Here is a 20,993-nt window from a genome sequence, read left to right on the forward strand (position 1 = left end):
CTGGAAGCCGAAGGCAAGGCCATTGTTGAGTACGCCGGAAACTACGCCGACGAAGAGAACCTTTTCGTCTCAGCAGCCAACCGGGCAGACGGGGACCCGGCCACGGAGGAGGACGCGAACGCCGCCTTTGTTTCGACCAACTATCGGGGCGAGCACACTGCCAAGCCTGTCATTACCGGATGGAAGGAATTGGGATTCACGCCGAAGTACGAACGCCATGATGGCGGCAGCAACGTCCAGAAAGGCCCGATGACCGAGGAACAGAAGGCCGAACGGAAAACCCTGATTGAGAACAACAAGAAGATGCAGGCCGCCACGACGGTACGCAGGGACTTCGTCAAAAGCCTGCTGGCGAAGAAACAGGCGCCGAAGGGGTGGCAGTACTTCACCGTCCACGCCATCACGCACCACTGCGAAACGACCAACGGCTAGGACGGAAAAGTGGCCGCAGAAATGGTTGGAGCCAAGTCCGAAGCGTCAGACCGGTGGGGGTGGAACCCGCTGAAGGATCACGTGGCCAAGTCCACGACCCGGCCCGAATTCTCCCTGATCGCCCTCGTCTGCGCCGGATACGAGAAGACCATCGCCAAGGACTCATGGCGGTCCCCGTCCCAAACCCACCGGGACTACCTGAACCAGCTCCTCACATGGGGCTACACCCCAAGCGAGGTTGAGCAGATCATCATCGACAGCGGCAAACCCGCCGAGGAAAACACCAAAGCGGCATAAAACCCCTTGCCGGGCGGAACCCCCCGCCCGGCAAGGCCCCAAGCCACTCACCACGAACGAGCCGGGAACCTCCCAAACGGCGGGCGGTCCGCCGCCCGCGAACCCCAGCAGCCACTCACCAGCGGCGGACCGCCAGTCAACGCCACCAAGCACACACCGCCCTGGTGCCGCGCCGCGGGCAAAGTCTTCAACCTCGTAGAATGAACCAAAGTCTTCCTTTGTCCGAGGAAAGCGAAGCAGGACCGGCAGGCGCCGGTCCTGCTTCGTTTTGATCCGCAAACCGGACATCTTTCCCATGGGCGGAGACACCGGCAGTCGCCGCACCGCCCGCTGTAGAGCAGCTCTTTTCAGCCGGGACCACACACCGGGAACTCCCAACGCACCCCACGCAGGCACAGGAACCCACCATCCACGGGGCGGCTCTTAATGACGCCGGGGGAGGGCCGCCGGCCTACTACCCGCACCACCCAAACCCACCCTCGGGGGCCGCAAATGATGCACAAAATCCGACAAAAAAAGCCCTATAATCCGCGCCATAATCCTTTTTATTCGATTGGATAAACAGTAAAATGGAGGTAGCAAGTCAGCCAGACGAACCTCACTAAAACTGATACGAAACGCAGGACTGAAAATGACTTCCTCAAGCACCGCATACATGATCTACACCAAGCCCGGTTGCCCGAACTGCGACCGCACCATGGAGTACTTCGACTCCAAAGGCATCAGCTACACGCCCGTGGACATCACCGAAGTTCCGGCAGCGCTGGAGTACATCACCGCCGAGCTCGGCCACACCCAGGCGCCCGTGGTCGTGAACAACTCCGATGACCAGGACCACTGGTCCGGGCTGCGCCGCGACAAGCTCGTCCAGGCAGCCATGAACCACAAGGCAGCGTGACCGCGATGAAGAGCGCGTGGGAAGAAGAGGAACGGTTCCGGCTCAGCGGCCGTCGACAGGACGACCTGGAAGAGTTTGGCCGGATCGCCAACCCCTCCGGCATCATCAACGTCCCGGCGCCTGACCCCCACGAGTTCGCTGCCATGAACTACCCGAGGATCGCCCCCGACCTGCCGCCATGGCCCATCGGGACCATCTGGGACCCCTACGCAGACGACCCCGGCACCGCGACCCAGTACCCAACCGACGCAACCCATGACACAACGCCTCGAAACGAAACCAGAGTCCCCGCCGAGGACACCAGCAGCACACGAGGAAAAGGAACCAGCATGGCCGGGGAAACCACCATTACCGTCATCGGAAACCTCACCAACGACCCCGAACTCCGCTTCACGCCATCAGGGTCCGCGGTCGCGAACTTCACGATCGCTTCAACGCCCAGGACTTTCGACCGGCAGTCCAACGAATTCAAGGACGGGGAGACGCTGTTCCTGCGCGCCAGTGCCTGGCGGGAGATGGCCGAGAACGTGGCCGAGTCTCTGACCAAAGGCACCCGCGTCATAGCCTCGGGCCGGCTCAAGTCCCGGTCCTACGAAACCAAAGAAGGCGAGAAGCGAATCGTCATAGAGCTCGAAATTGACGAGGTAGGTCCCTCGCTCCGGTACGCGAACGTTTCCCGTGGGTTCAAGAAATCTGAAGGTGTCCCGGCTGGGAACTCAAGCGACGAGGCTCGGGTTTAGGGGCTGGTGATGCTTGGGTTTGCGGCAGTCCAGTTCTCCACAGACGGTTGGTGTCCGTTTGTGGAGGCTGGTGCTGCGGGGGCCTTCGGCCGGTTCGTTGTTCTTCGCCGAAGCGCAGGACTTTGGTTAGGCGTCGACGAGGCCCGGGTGGGTCAGGGCGGCGGAGTATCGGGCGGCGCCGGGGATGCTGAGGCCGAACATGTCGCAGAGCCGTCGGATGTCACCTCCGTTGGTGTGCAGTTCGTTGAGGATCCGGTCCTCGCGGACTTCCTGGACGGTCATGCCCATGGACGTATTAACCCATGCGATGCCAACGGGGGAGTTGTCCAGGGCTGTGCGCCGGCTGATGAACAGGTGCGGGTTGGTCGTCTTGGGCCATCGCTTTTCGCGGTAGGCCAGCCATGCGGCCAGTCTGTCCCTGACGGGTTGGGCGAGAGGGATGACTCGTTGGTCAACGTGCAATCGGCCGTCGTGGATGTCGGTCAGTTGGAGCTTGCGCACTTGTCCGGACCGGAGCCCGTGGAAGGCAACGATCGCTGTGACTGCGGCGCGGGCTGGGTCTGTGGAGTTGATGGCCTCGCGCAGCGCGGACGCGGGCAATGGCATGGGTTGGCGGGTCTCGTGGGTGCCGGTGCGTATCGACCCGATGGGGTTGAAGAAGATGACTCGGTGGGCCTTGAGGACCCGGAACAAGCATCGCAGTCCTTGTCCCATCGTGGCGCGCGGATTGCCGGAGCCGGGCAGAACTTCCCTGACGTCGTCTGTGGTGATTTCGCGGAGGGTGGTGTGTCCGGCCGCCGCCCAGGCGTTCAGGGCAGGGAGCGACCACCGCAGGTACAAGCGGATGGTCTGCTCCGACCGGGGTTTACTGCGCGGTGGGGTCATGCTGCCGCGGGTCATGACCACGTACCAACGGCCCAGCTCGTGGCTCATTTGTTCGGGAAGTGCCGCGATGGCGGTGCTGAACCACTTGTCGACGGCAGGTTCACGGTCGTCCTCGAGCAGCCCGGCCGCAGCGCTAACCTCCAGCAACCGCAAAGTGTTTGTTCCGACTGGCTGCAGCCTAAGGATGTCGGTGGCGCGCAGAGGCGCCCCGGGTGTGTCCTGCAGGCCAAGGGCGATGCTCAGTCCGCGGCGGACGATTTTGGTCGCTGTCAGGCTCCATCCGTGCTTTTCCGCGTAGTCGACGACGAATGCGTCCAGGAAGGCGCCCATTACCGGGTCGGCCGGGGCAGGGAAACCGTAAGTCCGTCCTCGCTGCAGATCGCGATCCGGCGCGGGGAACAGCACCAGTTGACGGTGGGCCACCGGTGTGAACACCAGGGGAGGATCCGCCGCCGGGTGTTCCGTGCGGTGCCGTCGGGTGCCGCGTCGTTGTCCTGCGCTGGCATGGCGGAGGTTGGCTATGAAGAGTTGCTGGCCGAAGCGGTTGGCCTCGAGCAGATCGGCCCCGCCTTTCCGGCCTCCAGCGGCAAGGAACTGATGCCAGCAGAGCCTGCAGTCCTGATCGTCATTGACCGCAGCACGTACACCGCATGCCCTACAGGTTCCCTGAGGGTATTTCGCGCGCCAAGCCCTGCACGCCTCGCAGAGCCAGGCGGTAAGTTTTCCCACGCCCCAGGCCTGGCAGTCCCTGCACGACTCCACGGGCCGGGGTGCGCTGCGGTGGCATTGGTCGCACAGCCCGCCGGAGTAGTACCCCTCGGTTCGTCCGCACCGCTTACACGGGGGCGGGACGAAAGGGCCCCCGGGCATGCAGCTGTAGCAGAAGTTTGTCCGGCGCGGATAGCTCCACGCGACCGGCCGAAGGCCACAGACGCTGCAGTTGCGGGGGCGGCTGGACCCTCTCATACGGGCGGCTTGGAACGGTTGCGACCGAGCCGGGGAACCACGGTCGGGACCGTTCCACCTGATGATGCCTCGGCCAGTTTCGGCCGGGCATCGGCTACCTTCTCTGGCTCGCAGATCAGCAGTTCCGTGGGGGAGCAGTTCAGCACGGCGCAGATGACGTCGAGGTCTTCGAGGCGGATGGTGGTCGGTGTTCCGGTCCATAGCCCGGACATCTTGCCGGTGCTGATCTCCAGTCCTGCGTCGGCAAGCCGACGACGCAGCTCGGTCGATTTCCAGATTCCGCGCTCCGCCGCGACCATTCGTAGGTTCCAACGCATCTTGTCACTCTCCTGTCAGCCGGGCAGTCAGGCGTTCGTTTGCGACCGCCCAGGCATGGTCGATGTGGTCCGAATGGACGTGGATATAACGGGTGGTGGTCGAGAGCCATTCGTGTCCGAGCAGCTCCTGGACGGCCTTCAAGTCCAGGCCCCGGGCATAGAGCGACGAGGCACAGTAGTGCCGCAGTCCGTGCGGGCTGAGCCGTCCCCGCCAGGCCGGCAGCCAGCGATCGACCGCTCCTGCCAGCCCGGCCCTGAGTGCGTCATCACCGACCCGGGCGCAGCCACCGGTATGTTGGTCGCGCCGCTCGCTCGGGAACAGGGGCGCGTCCGGATCCAGATAGTCATCACCAAACTGATGGCGCACGTCCGTCAGCCACCACTGCAGCAGCGAATCAACGGAGTTGATTGCCGGAACCAGCCGGGGTTTGGCGCCGCGGCCGCGGCTGCCCTTGCCGAACCGCACATGGATCTTGCTGTGCTCCCCAAGGTCGGGGCGCCAGTCCTTAATGTCGAGCATCAGGGTCTCGTTGATTCGCAGGCCGGCACGTCGCCACAACGAAGCCGCCAGGTAATCGCGGGCGGCGGGCAGATATTTCCTGGCCTCGGGCAGAGCATCACGCCACTTGGTGAACAGTGTCTCAATTTCCATGTCGCTGGGCGCGATCCGGGCGGCGACGAACGTCGAACTGGAGGGCCGGTTGAACTCGTCGATGGGCTGCAGGACCACATAACCGGTGAGCGCATGGATGTCGCCCTGGTATCTGGCGATCAGGAAGTCGAAGAACCTGGCCAGGGTGCCGGCCTTGCTCTCCCTCGTGGACCGCGCCTGCCGGCGTTCGTTACGCAGATGGGCAAGAAACCGGTCAGCGTCCGAGGGCGAGGCCGTCCACAGATACTGGCCAAGGAAACGCGCGAACTCAAAGATCACCGAACGCTCCGTGCTGACGAACTGGTCAGTGACACCCGAACCGATCTGCGCAAGCAGGAATTGATCGACGAGTTCTTGTTCAAAGTCCTCTTCGTCCTGCACGGATCGCAAAGCATGACTGAACCCGATGGAACGAACGGCAGCAAGCACCATCACGCATCCCTCGGTTCAGCAAACTTCCGCACCGATCATGAATATCACGGAAGCTTCAGGAATCATGAAAATGTTTCAGACATCAACATCGGAGGCAAAATGAGCGGTTTCGGCGAATATCCGCGCGGATCAGGGGATTACCCGTCGCGACAAGAACCCACGGGATTCGAGACAGCCAAAGTAAACCGCACCCAGCGCAGCACCAACTCAGCCGGAAACGGACAAGCGCAGCAGGGTGACCCGTGGGCAGTCCAGCAGAGCAGCGGCGGCAATTGGGGTAGTGGGCCTGACAGCGAACCTCCGTTCTAGTCCTCGGTCTCCCCGTCCGGGGGAGCCGTCACGCTGACCCGACGGGTGCGCAACTCTCGACGACAAGCAAAGGAGACTCTAGGGCAATGGCCAAGGAGACCAGGAAGAAGGGGTCCTTCTTCACCGAGGAGGATTTGAAGCAGATTCGGGCGGCCGTTCAGGCTGTCGGTCTCCAGGAGGGTTACGCCTCCATTGCGGACTTCGTTGAGGCAGCTGCGCGAAGGGAACTGCGGCGCCTGCAGCGCAAGTACAACGACGGCCGGAAATGGCCCGGCGTTGGAGCCGGTGAGCTCCGCCCAGGGCGACGCACGCGCGCCGAAACAGCAGTACGAGAAGACCACCAATGACAGCCGCCCCATCCCGATACACCTTCGGCTGGGAACAGGTAGTTGAATCGCGCGCCTACTTTGAAGCGCCGCGAGAGAGCTGATCGCAGCCCGTACGGACTTCTGCCGAGAGGGTTTGATCGACTTGGAAGAAGACCTCTAACACGGGGTGTTGAGGACATCCAGGATCAGCAAGGCGTGATCCTTGTTGATTTCCTGGACAGGTGTGCTCTTGATCGTCAGTGGTTCGTGGCGGCTTCACTTCGTCGCGGCAGCGTGTTTTGCATCGTAGCGATTTCGTCGTGCCCGGAGATACAACGCTCCTATGGCAGCAATAATCACCGGGACCGTTATGCCCAATGGGGCCGCCCAGTCTCTGGTGACGTCGCCAACCACTTGGAGAATTCCCACGCTGACGTCGATGTCTCGCTTGTACGTCTCAACTTCGAACTCGCCGTCAACGTCCGGAATGGGCGCTATGAGCCGGAGGCTGAGTGTTTGTTTGCCGGGTTTGTTTGGCGTGATGTACCAGCCCCACTCACCGACTTCGTCGCTCGGCAAAGCTATCACGCCCGAGGAATCGCCGCGCCGTTCGATGTCGAAGCCCTCCCCTGTGAGGTCTGCCCGCATGAGCGCGCAGATCCGCGGGTGTTCCGTGGCAACGGGGCTGCCGCTTGGGAACCCTGTGGCCGGGTTCTCGGACGCTCCCTGCAGAGCGACCCGGAGTACGAATTCCTCCCGCCGTCCGAGTTCCATGGATGATGGCGGTGAGTAGGCAACCGTACCTTTGAGGCACTTCTCCAGGTACTTCTGTACATTACTTCCGGGCTCAGGCGAGGTCGTTGTGGTGGGGTTTGGTGAGTCGGTCCCGCTGGGGATCGGACTGCCTGAGCCGCTTCCGCTAGCTGTTGGCGTATCGGAGGGCCCGACGGAGGTTCCTGTCGGCTTCGGCGTGCTCGTTTCGGTTGGCGGTTGCTGTGCTGTTGCCGTGACCATGATGGTTTGGAACTCTCCGCTGGCATTTGCTATTTGGGCGTAGTAGACCCCGGGAATCGGGTAGATGTACTCCATGCCGGCGTTGCATTGGAACTGAACAGCGGTTGTGCCGTTGCCGGCGTCGAAGGAGCATGCCGCGGCTGGTGGATATGCAATCTGTGGTGTGAAGGTGCACGTGGAGGTGTTGCAGGCCGCCGAGTACTTGACGGATAGGACCCCGGCGTTTGTTGGGGCGTGATTGTCTTGGCCAAGATCCGGACGCCCACCTTTGGTTGCAGTCGGAGTAGGAGTAGCCGAGGGAAGAACAGCTTTCTGGCTGGGGACTGTCGGAAGCGGCGCCACCCCGGTGGCGGAGATGCTCATTGCCCCCAGCGCAGACAAAATACCAAGCAGCAGCCCTATGACTCGCCAAGCCCAGCGAGTTATTTTGCTCCGGCGTTTCGGCATGTAGATCATGGTGCACCGAGCCCATTGAGAATCGCGACGTTGCCTGTCCTAGGGGCAGTTTGCTCCCGCTGGTGGCTGAATTCAACCAGCGATTTTATTTTGGTTTGAAGTGGGAGAACACCCTCGATGTCGCTGTCCCGTACGCTGGATTCCTTACCACCGCCAAGAGCGCGCACTGACTGGAAAGCGGTGTGTGCTCGATGCAGCATTGGCCCGGGGTGCGTCCACACGCGCCAGCCTTCAACATGCAGCCCTAGTTGTCAGGTTGGGCTGGTTGTGTGCGCTGGAGTTCGCGAAACACGGTGTCGCGGGAGAGTTCTGCGAGCTCGGTTTGGTATGGGTGCCGGCTGCGTGGCGGGCGAGCAGGTGGCGTCCTTTGGTAGCGCTATGTTTCGGTCGCTTCCCGTGCAGTTTCCGATTTGCTTCGGTGATCGCCATGCTTCCGGCAGCCTCTGCGGCCATTCCGAGGACTTAGCCACCGCACCCGCAAGGTGAAATGCCTGGTGGTGGTTGTGTGCAGCGGGGCGGGTGGGTCCCGCCATCCCGTGGGTGCGGGGAAAAGCCCGGAGGTGTTAGCTTTTGCCGTTGCTCGGGTGGGCGAAGGGTCAGTTCTCTGAACCCGTGGACGCCGACGTTGCCGCCGGGATGCCCTTCTTGCCGCGTGGCCGACCACCGGGGCGCTTGGACGGTGCATCCAGGCCGAACCCGCGCAGGTCGGTTTCGGTCCAGTCCGCGCGAAGAGCGGCCGCGAAGTCCTTCGCGTATTTTTGCTCTGCTGCGGCGAGCAGCGCAGCTGCTTCGGCGACTTCGACACCGCTGGCGGCGGCTTTCCTGACGGCGTTGACTTTCAAGTCGCGGGCGGCGTCGATTTTTGCGGCCGCCTTAGCGGCAATGTCGTTGATGTCCATACCCCCAAACTACCCAGATCCGCGGAGCCGTCCGGGGAGGTTTTACCGGCGTGCCCCAAAACGGTCTAAAAACTTGCCGACTCATCCCCGGCGGAGCAAGCTATACATTTACACGGGTGTAAATGGTGTGTCGTTCACGGACCCTGTCGGGTTCGTGAGTGACACTGGCTTGTGTGGTCCCCGGTTTGGGGTCGCTGCGCTGGGCCTTTTGGAGGGAGGGATTCGTGTGATGGGGGAGGAGAGTGCTGGCCGTTCCAATCTGTCCCGCCGTCGTCGTGCGAACTCTCCGGCGGGGTCCAAGAAGCGCCGTGACGTGTGGGTCACGGTCGAGGAGGAAGCCGCCTTGGTGGCACGGGCCGAGCGGGAGAAAGTGACTGTCCCGAACCTGCTGGTTTCCTCGGCGTTGTCGGAGAGCACGGATTCCCCGACCGAGCGTCGTGCGATCATGGCCGAGCTGATGCAGCTGCACAACTTGTTGGCGCGATCATCGAACAACATCAACCAGATCGCACGGCAGGCGAATGCGACGGGGGAGTACCCTGCCGAAGCGCGGGAAGCGCTGAAGCATATCCGGTCGGTGGCGATGCGGATTGACCAGGCCATTGATGGGTTGATGTAGGGATGATTCCGAACATCACCCGCGGTTCGCGCATGGCCGGGCTCATGGTCTATCTGGCATCAACCGATACGGACAAGACCAAGAACGCACACACGGAGCCGCACCTGGTCGCCGGGGACGCGGCAATCATGGCGTGGTACGACGACGGCGTCCTGGACCATGAAGACGCGGTCGCGATTGCCAAGCATTTGGACCGGCCGCGCAAGGCATACGGCACCTCCGTGCAGATCAAAGATTTCCAGTGGGACGCTGCGAAGAAGCAGCGCGTGCACGTCGGGTACAAGGACGCCAGCGTGTGGCACTGCTCCCTCAGCCTGCGCGCCGAAGAGGGGGCGCTGACCGACCAGCAATGGGGCGACATCGCCAACGACTTCGTGGACTCCATGGGCTTCACCGCGACCAGCGGAAAAGCACAGTGCCGGTGGGCTGCGATCAACCACGGCACGAGCGAGAACGGCAACCACCACATCCACATCGCAGTGTCCCTCGTCCGCGAAGACGGGACCAAGGCCTCCACCCACGGCGACTACAAAAAGGCTCAGCAGACCTGCCGCGAACTGGAAATTAAGTACGGCCTGGAACAACTCTCCACCGTGCACGCCACTAGGGGTTATGACCGCGCGGAAAAGGCGACAGCTGTACGCGACGACCGGGAAATGCACCGCGCATCCTTGGCACGCAAAGTCCGCGCCAGCGCCAGCGCCTCAGCAACGGAGGCCGAGTTCGTTCGCCGCGCCCGTAACACGGGAATGCTTCTCCGCCCCCGCTACGCGAAGAACACCACCGACGTCATCGTCGGATACTCAGTCGCCGAACGACCCAAGCCGGGGGAGCGGCCCATCTGGTTCGGCGGCGGCACCCTCGCCACGGACCTCAGACTCGGAGCGTTGCGCGAAAACTGGATCGACACGCCACAGCACGCGAGCGAGGCAGCGGCCGAATGGAACGCCGCAGCACGCAACAAATGCACCGTCTCCAAGACCGGACCAGAGAAGGCCACACCGTCGCCCCAGGTGTGGGTGGAGTACACCCGCAACGCCACCGCCTTGGCAGAACAACTACGGTCCATTCCACGTGACGATCACGCCACCTGGGCGAAAGCAGCACGAGAAGTTTCCGGCGCGTTCGCCGCCTGGTCTTACCGATTGGAAACAAGGCCAGGGCCGCTGGCCGCCACGGCAGCTGAACTATCCCGCACGGCGCAGCTCCGTGCACCCAAAGAGCACAGCAAACCCATTGCACTGCCGTCCATTGCCGGCACTGCGATGCTCTTCATGGCAGCATCGTCCAAGAGCAAAACTGGCGCACAGACAGCGCTCATGGTGCAACTGATTAACACAGCCTTCGCGGTGTACGAAATGCATGCCCAGTCCGGCCGGACCCGGGAAGCCCAGCGCATCCGCTCCGTGGTGGAAAACCACCTGGCACCGTTCACCGCCACGATGCCCAAGGCTGTACTGGTAGGGGCCGAGCAACAGCCAACAACGGAGTCATCAGTACCGCCACGAGCGATTGATATCGCACATCGAGGCATGGCTCCCATTCGGCCGGGCTCAGCATTGCCAACCACGCCAACGCTGACCACACAAGCGAAAACCCATCAACCCAGCCGACGCGACTCCGGCCCGGGCCTCGACCGATAAGAATCACACCACTAGTGCAAGGGGAACACCAATGAGTGAATCAGACGGAATGGACGACGTCGTAGACGGCGGCCTACGGCAGTCCCTGATGATAGCCTCCCGCATTGCAGAAACCCTGGCCCGCGAACGACAGGAATCCGAGCGGCGACAGGAACACTTGGACTCACAGGCAGCGCACGAAGCCCAAGCACGTCTTGCGGCCGAACGCAGCGCCGCCCGCGCAGCCTTGGCGCCGGTCGAAAAGGACCAGTGGTGGGACAAAGCCCAAGCTTCCGATATCGCCACGGCGCACACGGTCGCCGAAGCGTGGAAAGCCCACGACCCCACTGCTCTGGAAGCGTCGGAGAGGATCCGTGAGGAAGTCCTGACGCGGTACGGCATCGACACCCACGACGTCGGCACGGACGCCGCTTACCTCGAGTCAGGCATCCAGACCATCACCACCGAAGAGGCCCCGCGGGGCGCACTTGCCTTAAGTCAGGAAGAGGCCCGGAAAGCGGCCGCCGAACACCAAAAGGCCATGCAGCTCCTCGCGGCAGCCAGGGCCGAAGAGCTCCGCGCCCAACCCACGAAACTCGCCTCCAAAATGGAACGCCACCAGGTCCCCGTGGAATACCTTGCCAACCCGGCCATGGCAGAGGCGCTGCAGCTGGCGCAGAACGCAAAGACCCCGAAAGCCGTGGTCCCGGCCGACGCCGAAATCAAGGAACGTATGTTCCTTATCGGCAAAGACGGCGTTAAGGGACCCGACATCGACCAGCTCCGCATCGAGACCACAGCGAACATCAACGGCACCACCGAAGCCCACTTCAAAGACACCGCGTTCGTGGACGCAGCCAAAAACCTGCACGAAGCGAAACTCCTCGCAGAAGGCAGCTTCACCGGCGACCAACGGTCCAGCCAGGAACAACGCTACGAACGCGCCGAACAAGAACTCCTCGACCGCATCGAAAGCCTCGGCAGGGACATCAAGAACCGCGTCACCAGCACCGACGACAGTAGTCGTCTCAAAGACCAGGCACCCGCAACGGAGACTGCTTCGGCGGCCGGATACGGCTCAGCTGAACACCACCAGAAATTCGCCGAATCCCTTGACGCCACCGGCGCCACCGAACCTCAAATCCGGGGCCGCCTCGCAGCCGCCCGCAGCGAAGGAACACACCCCAACACCGCCGTCACCACCAACCGGGCAGCCAAAGCACGCAAAACGGGCCGCGGAGCAGCGGCGGGGGCGGAACGAAGCAAGAACGGCCCCAGCCGATAGCTGGACGGAAATCCCGGAACCAAGGCGAACTCAAAGTTAGGGTGGAATATGGGTGACCAAGACACGAAGACGCTGCCGACAGTGTCGAAACCTGGCCGTAAGGCGAAGCCGAAGCAAGAAAGCTTCGCCCTCCGGCAAGAAGACGCCCGCAAAATGGCTGGAGGGGCTCGTGCCCCGGGAAGATCACGGGTGAACGCGTCAAAGAACTGGCCGCCAACGTCGACCGATACAAGCCAGGATCCCGATACCAGCAAATCGCCGACGCCATGGTCAAAAACAACGAACAACCAAGCTACTCGAAGGTGGCCGCCCGGTACCAGGCCCGCAAGAAGCCTGGCAACAACGCAACACCCCAAGCAAACCTGTAGAGATAACGGAGGCTGTTCTGACCCGGCTGGCATCCGCCATTGACCAGTCATGGGCTGACCATGACCGCGGACCCTCCTGGACAGAAGCCGGTGACGGCATGGACTGGGACCGTGGCCAAACACGCGACGTGCTCCTCCGCGTCCGAGCCTCAAAGACGATCACTTTCACCGAGCTCGCCGGATCGCTGTCGGTAACCGCAGGTCCTCGCCAAGTAGCGAAGGTAGGTCTGCGTCATAGGTGAGTGCCGGTCTCAGCAGGGAAAATCGGGCGGAGATGAGGGAGCCAGCGCGCCTTCGTGCGCTGCCCCGAACATCGAAAGGCCGTATGTCTTGCTGCTTCAGCAAGAGCTGACCGCCAAACGAGTGGCCGAAGTGGCTCGACCCTCCAGTACTCCGATATCCCGGAGGGCGGAGGCGTACGAACTTGATGCCCCGTGGTCCGGCGGAAGCCGGATCGAGGAGACTAGCGTGCCCTTATAAGGGCGGGCCTCGATGCCGTCACGTCTCACGACTTCACGGCAGCGCTGATCGACCTGGCGGTGGCTCTGGAAGAGGAGTCCTCTACGCACTCCGAGGTCTCACATTTCCTGTGCACGCTGCTGGCGGCGACGGGTGACGCTTTCGCTGACGCGCTGATAGGTTACGGTGCACCCAAATCGGCGGCGTCAGTCATCGGATGGGGGTCGCGAGAAGCGCGGAGGCTCATTGCATGTTCGTCACCCTCGGATTGCCCGGCGCAATCGAGGGTGTTGGTTCCGCTGCTCAAAACAGCCCTCGGGGGGTCGCCGACCTAGGTTACGTCTCTGAACATTTGCGTTTGTGCAATCCAACGCCCTCCCGGCCGGCCTGGAGTTTACGCACGAGGGCAATCGTTCATTGGCGTGCACGAGCTCAGGGTTTCCTGACCGGCGCCCTCCTTGGCGACGGTGCACCAAACGTATCCGTCTGTAGGGTACTTGATTTGCCGCATCATGAAGTATGGCTTCAACCGTTAGACCCCTATCGAGAGAAAGGGAGCTATGGGGGCCTCAGAAACAGGATTGTCCGAGAGCCGGGGAGCGCAGGAGGGCAAAGAGGCTCCATTGGACTTCTGGCTGGGAGTTGAAGCCTTCTCACCTCAGAACATACCGAAACCGTCAAAGTCGCAGGGTGCCGCCCCATACGTGGCTGACTATTCACCGGAATCCCTGCTTCCTTGGGAAAACTCTGATTGGCCTCCGAGCCGCTCCGGGAAAACCTGGCGGCACACAGTGTTTCTGGGGGTCTATGACCTGGAGTCGGCTTGGGCTGTCCTGGGGGCAGAAACGACAGAAAACTATGCCGGTGGCACTGCAGGGCAGGGCTCAGCCGTGGTGGTCACGGTGAGTGAGGGTGGGCTTCTCAACCCCGATACTGCAGCCCTGTCGCAATGCGTCTGGGCAGTAGGCCGCTTTCGCACGCGAAAACAGCTCGACGATATCAAGACAAGCTTCGCCGCCGACGAGGCCCGATGGACGCAGCGGTTTGGCGACCTCGTCGTGACTCGTGGGATCAAGATCGGCGACGAATCGCCGTCCGGGTTCCCGACCCACCCTCTGAACTACGCCGACTTCCAGTCAATCCTCGACCTCACCCTGGGTGAAACAGGCGTTCGCGGGCTTCTCACCTACCGGGGCGGAGGGCTTGCCACGGTGAGGATAGAAAGCAGACAGATTAGGGAAAAGCCGGAAGGGGAAGAGTCCGAGGCAGGTTTTTTCAACAGTGCCTTCTTCTCTGATCTCATTTCGATCTCCCGCAAGCCAACGCGTGGCGGCGCGGTCCGCCAGTATCTCGGACCCGACACAACAAATTCGAGATGCGATGTCCGGGAGGACCTTGATGGCGTCTACGAATCTGTCGCGCCGGACATGTTGCCGGACGGTCGGTGGCCAAGCGATGTCGAGCATCCGCTGGCCCTCTCACAGCAGTTCGCAGTCAACCGGATCCTGGCCGATCTGGAGGGCAGTAATGGTCTGTTCGCCGTCAACGGCCCACCTGGCACAGGCAAGACAACCATGCTCAGGGACATGATCGCGGCCTTGGTGACCAAACGCGCCACAGCGCTGGCGTCGTTCGCCCGCCCATCGGACGCCTTCGTGGCAACCAAGCAGATGGGTTCCAAATCCGGTTATCGTCACAGTGTGCACCTGCTGCACGAGCGCCTTCGAGGATTTGAGATGGTTATAGCATCCTCTAACAACGGAGCGGTGGAGAACATCAGCCTGGAGATCCCGGTCCTGTCGAAGGATGTCATAGCCCCCGCCTTTGGCGAAGGGGCACGCTACTACCCTGAGATTGCCACCCGTCTGCTGAATGACAGGAAGGGTGGCGGGAAGGAGGAAAAGCCGGAAAAACGCGCATGGGGTCTGATCTCGGCCAAGCTCGGCAACTCCGCCAACGTCGCTTCGTTCATCGGCGCGGCGCTCTTCAACGGCAAGGAGGCTGATGATGCTCCCGGCCTCTTGAAGCTGCTAAATCAGCAACCCAGCGACACTATTCCATCATGGCAGGAAGCGAGGCAGTCGTTCCTGGCGGCAAAGGCGGAGGTGGACCGGCTTCGGGCAGAACGCCAGCGTCTCCATGAGGCTTTCCGGGCGCTGCCGCGCCTGCGTCTGAAGACGGAGGAACTTGCACGCGTCCACGACGCCCATAACGCGAGGCTGGCGGACCAGATGCAGCTTGTGGCGGGGCAGGAGAAAGCACTGGCCGAACTGGTCCAGGCCGAGGTGCGCTATCGTTCTGACCTAAATGACCATCTTGCTGCAAGACCCGGGGTTCTGGAACAGATCTTCAGCTTCGGACGGGTCATGACATCATGGAGGGAACGTCAGGTCAGCCTCGCAGCAAGGGTGGAAAGCGCCGGCGCTGAAATTGAAGGCCTGCGGTCGCTTATCCAGAGGTACAAAGAGACGACCTCATCTCTTCGGGAACGCCGGAATGACTCAGCCGCCCGTCTGCAGCACGGCAACCAACAGCGCAGAGCGTTGGAGTCTGAACTGGAGGCCTATCCACACAGCAGGCCATCCTCGGACTGGTTCGCACCTGAGAGCGCCGAGAGGGAGTACGCCTCTCCTTGGCTGGACAACGTGTTCAACGAAGCGCGGTCCCGGCTGTTCCTTGAAGCCCTCCAATTGCATCAGGCCTTCGTGTTGGATCAACGCGATAAGATGCGCTCGAACCTCAACGCAGTTTGCGACGTGCTGAAGAAGTCCATCGCGGCCGACACGGACCCCGGCACAGTGAGGGAAGCCTGGGAATCGTTGTTCATGGTGGTGCCCACTGTTACCACCACGTTCGCTTCTATACCGCGGCTCTTCGCTTCCCTCGGAGACGAACGGCTTGGTTGGCTCTTCATCGACGAGGCGGGCCAGGCGACTCCGCAGGCAGCTCTCTGCGGGATCTGGCGTGCACGCCGCGCCGTGCTGGTCGGCGACCCCCTTCAGCTCACGCCGGTAGTCACGCTCCCAGCCGAATACCAGAACCGACTCCTGGAGATCACGGGCACTGATCCTCGGTGGCTGCCGGCTGCGAATCCCGCTCAGGTGTTGGCCGACCGGACCTCTCGGTACGGCACACACATCCAGCCGCCCGGACAAGGCAGAGTCTGGGTCGGGGCCCCGCTGCGCGTCCACCGCCGTTGCGACAATCCAATGTTCGACGCCGTCAACCACGAAGTCTACGACGGCCTCATGATCCATGGCGGGAAGACCTTGACCAGGCGATTCCCGGAAGGAGACAGCCTCCCGGAAGCCCCGAGATCGACCTGGCTTGACGTCGTCACCACGGAGTGGAACGGCCACGCCTCCGCGAAGGAGCTCACCCGCTTCGACGAGCTCCTTGCAGCACTGCGCGAAGCCGGATACGACATGGACAAGGTCCTGGCAATCGCCCCCTTCCGGCAGACAGCGGACCAGATCGAACGCCGCGCGAAACGGCACCTGCCGAATGCGAAGGCGCAGTCCGGGACCATCCACCGCGCCCAAGGCAAGGAAGCAAACATCGTAGTACTTGTGCTTGGGGGCAAGACCATAGGTGCACGAAAGTGGGCCGTGGACACCCCAAACTTGTTCAACGTCGCCGTAAGTCGCGCGAAGCACCGCCTGTACATCATCGGTGACCGCAGTCAATGGGCCAGACTCCCATACTTCACCGCTATGGCCCCAAGGCTGGACGTCCGCGGCTCCGACGTGCTACTCCGGGAAATGTTCGTTCCGGTGCGATCGCCTGAGCCGGAGACGCTCTCGCGTGGCCCGGTCCTGAATCCGTCACTGTCTGAACCGGTCGGCTCGCCCAATGACGCAACAGGGTCAGAGAAGGGGCTCGCAGAGAAGCAGTTGCCGCCGATCTACGATGACGACGGGACACCAGTCAGCCGAGCCGAATATTGGGGACAGAAGGAACTCGGCGCGGAACTCGGCATGAGCGCGCCACGTGTAGGCGACCTCCTCAGAACTACAGGGCTGCTCCTTCCGGGACCCGACAAGGAGCCGTCTCCTGAATCGCTTCGGCAGGGCCTAGCTCTGTGGGTGACTGTGAGCAGCGCTCACGGCCCGCGACGGTATGCACGGTGGCATAGGGACAGGACCGTGGAAATCCTGGAAGTCGCTGTCGATCAGCAACAGCACGAGGGCCTTTGACGCTCTCATCCGGTCACTGGCCCTCACGGGACGCTCACCAGGAGGGACACTCGAGCATCCTCCAAGTCTTGTGCTTCCGAGGGCAATTCAGGCGCATAAGGAGTCCACTGGCAGAGGGCCGCTGGTGCCATGGTTGATTCCTGGAAGTTGCCTCGACTATGGGCGAAGGCATCCTGACCGCATTGATCACGGCGTTGTTCCTGGTCGTGGCCGCCGCGTTGATGTTTTTGCTCTCCAGAGTCCGGGACAGTCTGGAGTGGCTGCCCCTGGCAGGGAAGCCACTCCACAGCCGGTTGCCAGGGATGGAGAGAGTGAAAACACTCCAGGAGGCCCACTGCCGGAGGCGCCATGACCTGCTCGATGATCGACATGAACGAACCGGCCAATGGTGAATCAGAAAGAAGGGACAAGGCTGATACCTCGTCGGACCGCCTACGCGCTGCTCGCGGCCAGGTACCGGTTTACAACCAGGGCGGTCCTTATCTGCGCGGTGACGTTTGTCTTCAGGCTTCTGGAGGTTCCTCGATCGTGGTTCACCGACTAGGCCATTCTGATGCTGCTTCCTGCTGTGGCTGTTGTCTGCGTACTTCTCATCTGGGTACCGGCGCATGAAAGCGCCGAGCGGGAGGCCGGATATGCGCCCCTGCACTACGGAGACACGGCCCTGGAGCAACGCGACCCCTACCTCGGTAAGATCATCCGCCATGCCGGAGACGCCTATTTTCCGCGAACGGAGTTCCTTGACGCTTCGGGGCAGCCAACCAGGAGAGCGGAAAACGAGCCTCAAACAGCAAATAGACAGCCACCTCTGGGCACTGCGGAACCACGCTACAAACCAACCAGTGGTGAGGTCGGCCCAGATCAACCTCCATGACTCAGCCCGTCCCTCAAATATTCTTGTAAGGGAGACCTGCTGTACGAGAACGGGGGTCCTGGGCTTGTGAATTGCTCCCCGGGAGTTGGACTGAGAAATTCAGTCCCGACGTCCGGGGAGCAGCTTTATGAATGCAAGTAGGTTGTTCTCAGAGGATGAGCGTGCTGCCGGCTGTAGCGTGATTCGAGAAGGGTCCCGGGGAAAAGGGGCTGCAAGAATGCTGGGCTTGCCGTGTGATTGGTTGAAGTGTTTGTATCGGCGATGGCGGATTCATGGGCAGGGAACGCTGGTGACTGAGGCGGTAAAGCAGTCAGATTTGTAGGAACTGAGACTTGATTTCGCCAGCGCGCCCGGCACAAGCGCGCTTCGTGAGCTGATAAATTCAGTGGATAAAATCTCTGTCATTTCGCAATCAGGAGTTCCCCTTGGCCATCAATCTGTCCAAAGCCATAGTTCATGAGGTTCCGAAGGGTAAACACTCGACGAAATCTGACGTTGACGCAACACTCAGCACGGAACTCACTCCGCTTCAGCCTGAAACGCGTAGATTCATCCTCGACAACATGGTCAAGTTTGCCCTGAAGCATCCCCGGGATATCAAAGCCGATGACAGCCTCCCCTCGAGATCTACCAATCTTGTAGAAAGAATCATCAAGGATAATGATGATCGTCCCTTCATTGAGGCATCACAAGAGCTTGCGAAGGCTCTGTTTCGTAGCCAGACAGCAACGAGCCCATCAGGAATTATTGTCGTCGCTCGTGTCGAGAGGGATGGCCGCGATGCCGTCCTACTGATGAAGGCCGAGCATCAAGAAGGAATGAGGCTGCAACGGGACCCTGCTACTGGCCGTTTGGACTTGGAACATCTCAACGAGTTGATTGTGGGCCAAAATTCCAAGATCTACAAGGTCGCCGTCATGGAGCTTGCCGACGACGGAACAGTGATCGGACAAATGGTAGATCAACAGAATGGTGCCATGTATGCCGATTTCTTTCTGGCGGACTTTCTAGGGTGCCAACTTGCAGATAGGGCGGAAATACAGACGAAAGTTTTCATGGATTCTGCCATGACCTTCTTTAATCGAACATTGGCTGACACTGTAAAAGGAGCTAGGTATGCGGGCGCACTAACGGCCTACATGAATGCCCCTAGCGAAGACTTCCAGCCGAGCGTTTTTGCCGACGAGTTTCTCGAGCCGCGGGATCGAGATGACTTTTTGGCTGCCATCCCTGAGACTGTAGGCGATTCGGTAATTCGGAAAGACATGAAGCTGATTGCCGGAGGCGGTTCGGGGGTGAGGATCGTCGGGCAAGGCTTCACCGTCACCGCAAGCAACGAGGCTTTCGAATCTGGGAACATTGATGTCTCACGAGATGAAAATGGAGCGACTGTCATCCGGCTCAGGGGGGACCTGCGCCAGATCCGATTCGGTTCCGTGCCGAAGGGCGCGGCACATGACTAGTGTGAATGTCCTCAGCGATCGCTATACAGAGGAGCTGCCTCACCTTCAGGCCGGGTTGGACCAGTGGAAGGAAAACCTCCTGGACTTGGCCCACCGGATCGACCCAAATGCTCATGTCGACGGCAGAGTCAAGAAGTTGCCGAGTCTCCTGACGAAGGCCTACAAGAACGGACCGGAAAACGCAAGACCGTGGGAGGCCTTCGGTGATCTGGTTGCACTGAAGGCCCTATTTCCTACGGTTGAAGGCGCTGCGGTTTTCTCCGATCTGCTGAAGGCGGAATGTCAGACCCGGAACGTATCCTGTGAATTGGATCGTCGAAGGCCATCACCTGAGAAGTTGGAGTACAGTTCAGACCAGTTTGATCTGTGTGACCCCGAGATCTGTGACGGGCAAGGCAACGGGCTTAAAGTGGAGGTGCAGGTACGAACTGTAGCCGGTGACGCTTGGTATATGGTCGACCACCGGCTGAGGTACAAGAATGCGACCAAGTTGCCGAGTGACCTTCAGCGCAGGGTCCTCCGTTTGATCGTATTAACCGAGTTGTTCGATTCGGAGGTGAGTTCGTTGATCAAAGATGTGAACAAATTTGAATCCGAAACATCTGCCGGCCTCTTCAATAAGGTGCGCAAGATATTCACAGATTTCACACAGTCTCATGCCCCATCCCTCAAGCCCGAAGGTTTATTCGAGATACTTTTGAGTGCCTATGACGAAGAGGACCGGAAGGTTCTGGATCACAAGATTCAAGATCTAGTCACGCAAAATGGAGAGAGGATTCGTAAGGTCTTTGACGAGCATGCCTATGGCGGGGAGAACTACGTCGAAAAGTACGACTGGCTGTACATGCAACCAGAGGCCCTCCTTATTGCGGACCTAGCTCAAAAACCGAGATTGCTTGCTAGCGCCGTGGCAAACACTGACTTTGATCGTCTTGTTAACAACATGGCTGACGAACTGAGGGTGAGATAACCAGGAGGCCATCGGCGCGCGAAGTTCTCGGTTCTTTAACACGCCAGTCCCGCGCGGGGCGCGTAGACGACCAGTGCGATTTGAGAGCCAGGGTGTGGTTCACTTGATCGGACCGAAGTCTGACAAAATGCGCAGTTGACCTGACTCATCCTTCGCATAGCACAAAGTGCCTGTCCCGGCGTTGGTATCTCGACAACTTGCCTCACTTCTCGTCCGTAGGCCAGCACGTGAACTATTGTGAAGTCTTCGTAGGAACGATCCCAACTGGTAAGCCCTATGAAGATATGTGAGCCTGACCTATGCCTGTACGTAGTCGTACGCCCACATTACGGTTACCGGCCAGCTGCACACCGGAACATCAAAACGCAGAACCCAAGCAAAGCCTGAATCAGCAGGCAGCAGCCTGCTGTGTTTAGGATGACCTATCCGGCCGGAGCGGGACTGTCCGATTTTCGGTGGATCCACGGTTGGCATTTAGTTGATTCTTCCGTCGAAGCTGATGGCGAAGGCGTTCAGGGCCGGCTTCCATCGT

15 protein-coding genes and 1 pseudogene are annotated in these 20,993 nt (G+C 61.0%); 11 read left to right on the forward strand and 5 right to left on the reverse strand.

The window, feature by feature from the left end:
- The 3 genes and pseudogenes from J2Y41_RS22530 to J2Y41_RS22540 all read left to right on the forward strand — a co-directional run.
- A pseudogene (locus J2Y41_RS22530) lies at positions 1 to 729 on the forward strand (chromosome partitioning protein ParB); the annotation flags it as partial.
- A 631-nt stretch (positions 730 to 1,360) separates the two neighbouring features.
- Positions 1,361 to 1,627, forward strand: coding sequence for a glutaredoxin family protein (locus J2Y41_RS22535; protein WP_309931870.1), 267 nt, complete (start codon positions 1,361 to 1,363; stop codon positions 1,625 to 1,627).
- Positions 1,628 to 1,632: 5 nt separating this feature from the next.
- Positions 1,633 to 2,367, forward strand: a complete 735-nt coding sequence (locus J2Y41_RS22540; RefSeq protein WP_309931897.1) for a single-stranded DNA-binding protein — start codon at positions 1,633 to 1,635, stop codon at positions 2,365 to 2,367.
- A 126-nt stretch (positions 2,368 to 2,493) separates the two neighbouring features.
- On the opposite strand, the gene J2Y41_RS22545 is transcribed toward J2Y41_RS22540, so the two are convergent.
- The 3 genes from J2Y41_RS22545 to J2Y41_RS22555 all read right to left on the reverse strand — a co-directional run bounded on the left by J2Y41_RS22545 (position 2,494) and on the right by J2Y41_RS22555 (position 5,568).
- Complete coding sequence (locus J2Y41_RS22545; protein ID WP_309931871.1) at positions 2,494 to 3,981, reverse strand: hypothetical protein; 1,488 nt, start codon at positions 3,979 to 3,981, stop codon at positions 2,494 to 2,496.
- A 233-nt stretch (positions 3,982 to 4,214) separates the two neighbouring features.
- Positions 4,215 to 4,535 (reverse strand): helix-turn-helix transcriptional regulator, encoded by a 321-nt coding sequence (locus J2Y41_RS22550; protein ID WP_248761473.1) that lies wholly within the window; start codon positions 4,533 to 4,535, stop codon positions 4,215 to 4,217.
- A gap of 4 nt (positions 4,536 to 4,539) precedes the next feature.
- Positions 4,540 to 5,568, reverse strand: a complete 1,029-nt coding sequence (locus J2Y41_RS22555; protein ID WP_309931875.1) for a tyrosine-type recombinase/integrase — start codon at positions 5,566 to 5,568, stop codon at positions 4,540 to 4,542.
- A gap of 12 nt (positions 5,569 to 5,580) precedes the next feature.
- Here J2Y41_RS22555 and J2Y41_RS22560 point away from each other — a divergent pair, with 12 nt between their 5' ends.
- Together J2Y41_RS22560 and J2Y41_RS22565 are read left to right on the forward strand one after the other, a co-directional pair.
- Positions 5,581 to 5,928, forward strand: coding sequence for a hypothetical protein (locus J2Y41_RS22560; protein ID WP_309931877.1), 348 nt, complete (start codon positions 5,581 to 5,583; stop codon positions 5,926 to 5,928).
- Positions 5,929 to 6,014: 86 nt separating this feature from the next.
- Complete coding sequence (locus J2Y41_RS22565; RefSeq protein ID WP_309931879.1) at positions 6,015 to 6,275, forward strand: ParB family protein; 261 nt, start codon at positions 6,015 to 6,017, stop codon at positions 6,273 to 6,275.
- Positions 6,276 to 6,512: 237 nt separating this feature from the next.
- Here the strand turns inward: J2Y41_RS22565 and J2Y41_RS22570 are convergent, their stop codons facing one another.
- Together J2Y41_RS22570 and J2Y41_RS22575 are read right to left on the reverse strand one after the other, a co-directional pair.
- Positions 6,513 to 7,613: a hypothetical protein gene (locus J2Y41_RS22570; RefSeq protein WP_309931881.1), complete on the reverse strand. Its 1,101-nt coding sequence runs from the start codon at positions 7,611 to 7,613 to the stop codon at positions 6,513 to 6,515.
- A gap of 689 nt (positions 7,614 to 8,302) precedes the next feature.
- Positions 8,303 to 8,605, reverse strand: coding sequence for a hypothetical protein (locus J2Y41_RS22575; protein ID WP_309931883.1), 303 nt, complete (start codon positions 8,603 to 8,605; stop codon positions 8,303 to 8,305).
- Between the two features lie 229 nt (positions 8,606 to 8,834).
- Here J2Y41_RS22575 and J2Y41_RS22580 point away from each other — a divergent pair, with 229 nt between their 5' ends.
- From J2Y41_RS22580 to J2Y41_RS22605, 6 genes are all read left to right on the forward strand, one after another.
- Complete coding sequence (locus J2Y41_RS22580) at positions 8,835 to 9,224, forward strand: MobC family plasmid mobilization relaxosome protein (RefSeq protein ID WP_309931885.1); 390 nt, start codon at positions 8,835 to 8,837, stop codon at positions 9,222 to 9,224.
- Between the two features lie 2 nt (positions 9,225 to 9,226).
- A complete protein-coding gene (locus J2Y41_RS22585; protein WP_309931887.1) occupies positions 9,227 to 10,867 on the forward strand; it encodes a relaxase/mobilization nuclease domain-containing protein in 1,641 nt (546 codons plus the stop codon).
- 31 nt (positions 10,868 to 10,898) lie between these two features.
- Entirely contained in the window at positions 10,899 to 12,131 is a 1,233-nt protein-coding gene (locus J2Y41_RS22590; RefSeq protein ID WP_309931889.1) for a hypothetical protein, read from the forward strand.
- 1,531 nt (positions 12,132 to 13,662) lie between these two features.
- Positions 13,663 to 17,154, forward strand: coding sequence for an AAA domain-containing protein (locus tag J2Y41_RS22595; RefSeq protein ID WP_309931892.1), 3,492 nt, complete (start codon positions 13,663 to 13,665; stop codon positions 17,152 to 17,154).
- Positions 17,155 to 18,453: 1,299 nt separating this feature from the next.
- Complete coding sequence (locus tag J2Y41_RS22600) at positions 18,454 to 19,491, forward strand: nucleoid-associated protein (RefSeq protein ID WP_309931893.1); 1,038 nt, start codon at positions 18,454 to 18,456, stop codon at positions 19,489 to 19,491.
- Positions 19,484 to 20,461 (forward strand): hypothetical protein, encoded by a 978-nt coding sequence (locus J2Y41_RS22605; RefSeq protein ID WP_309931895.1) that lies wholly within the window; start codon positions 19,484 to 19,486, stop codon positions 20,459 to 20,461. The genes J2Y41_RS22600 and J2Y41_RS22605 overlap by 8 nt, the downstream gene beginning before the upstream one ends.
- The last annotated feature ends 532 nt before the right edge of the window (positions 20,462 to 20,993 follow it).

The sequence above is a fragment of the Arthrobacter sp. 1088 genome (assembly GCF_031455315.1).
GTDB lineage: Bacteria > Actinomycetota > Actinomycetes > Actinomycetales > Micrococcaceae > Arthrobacter.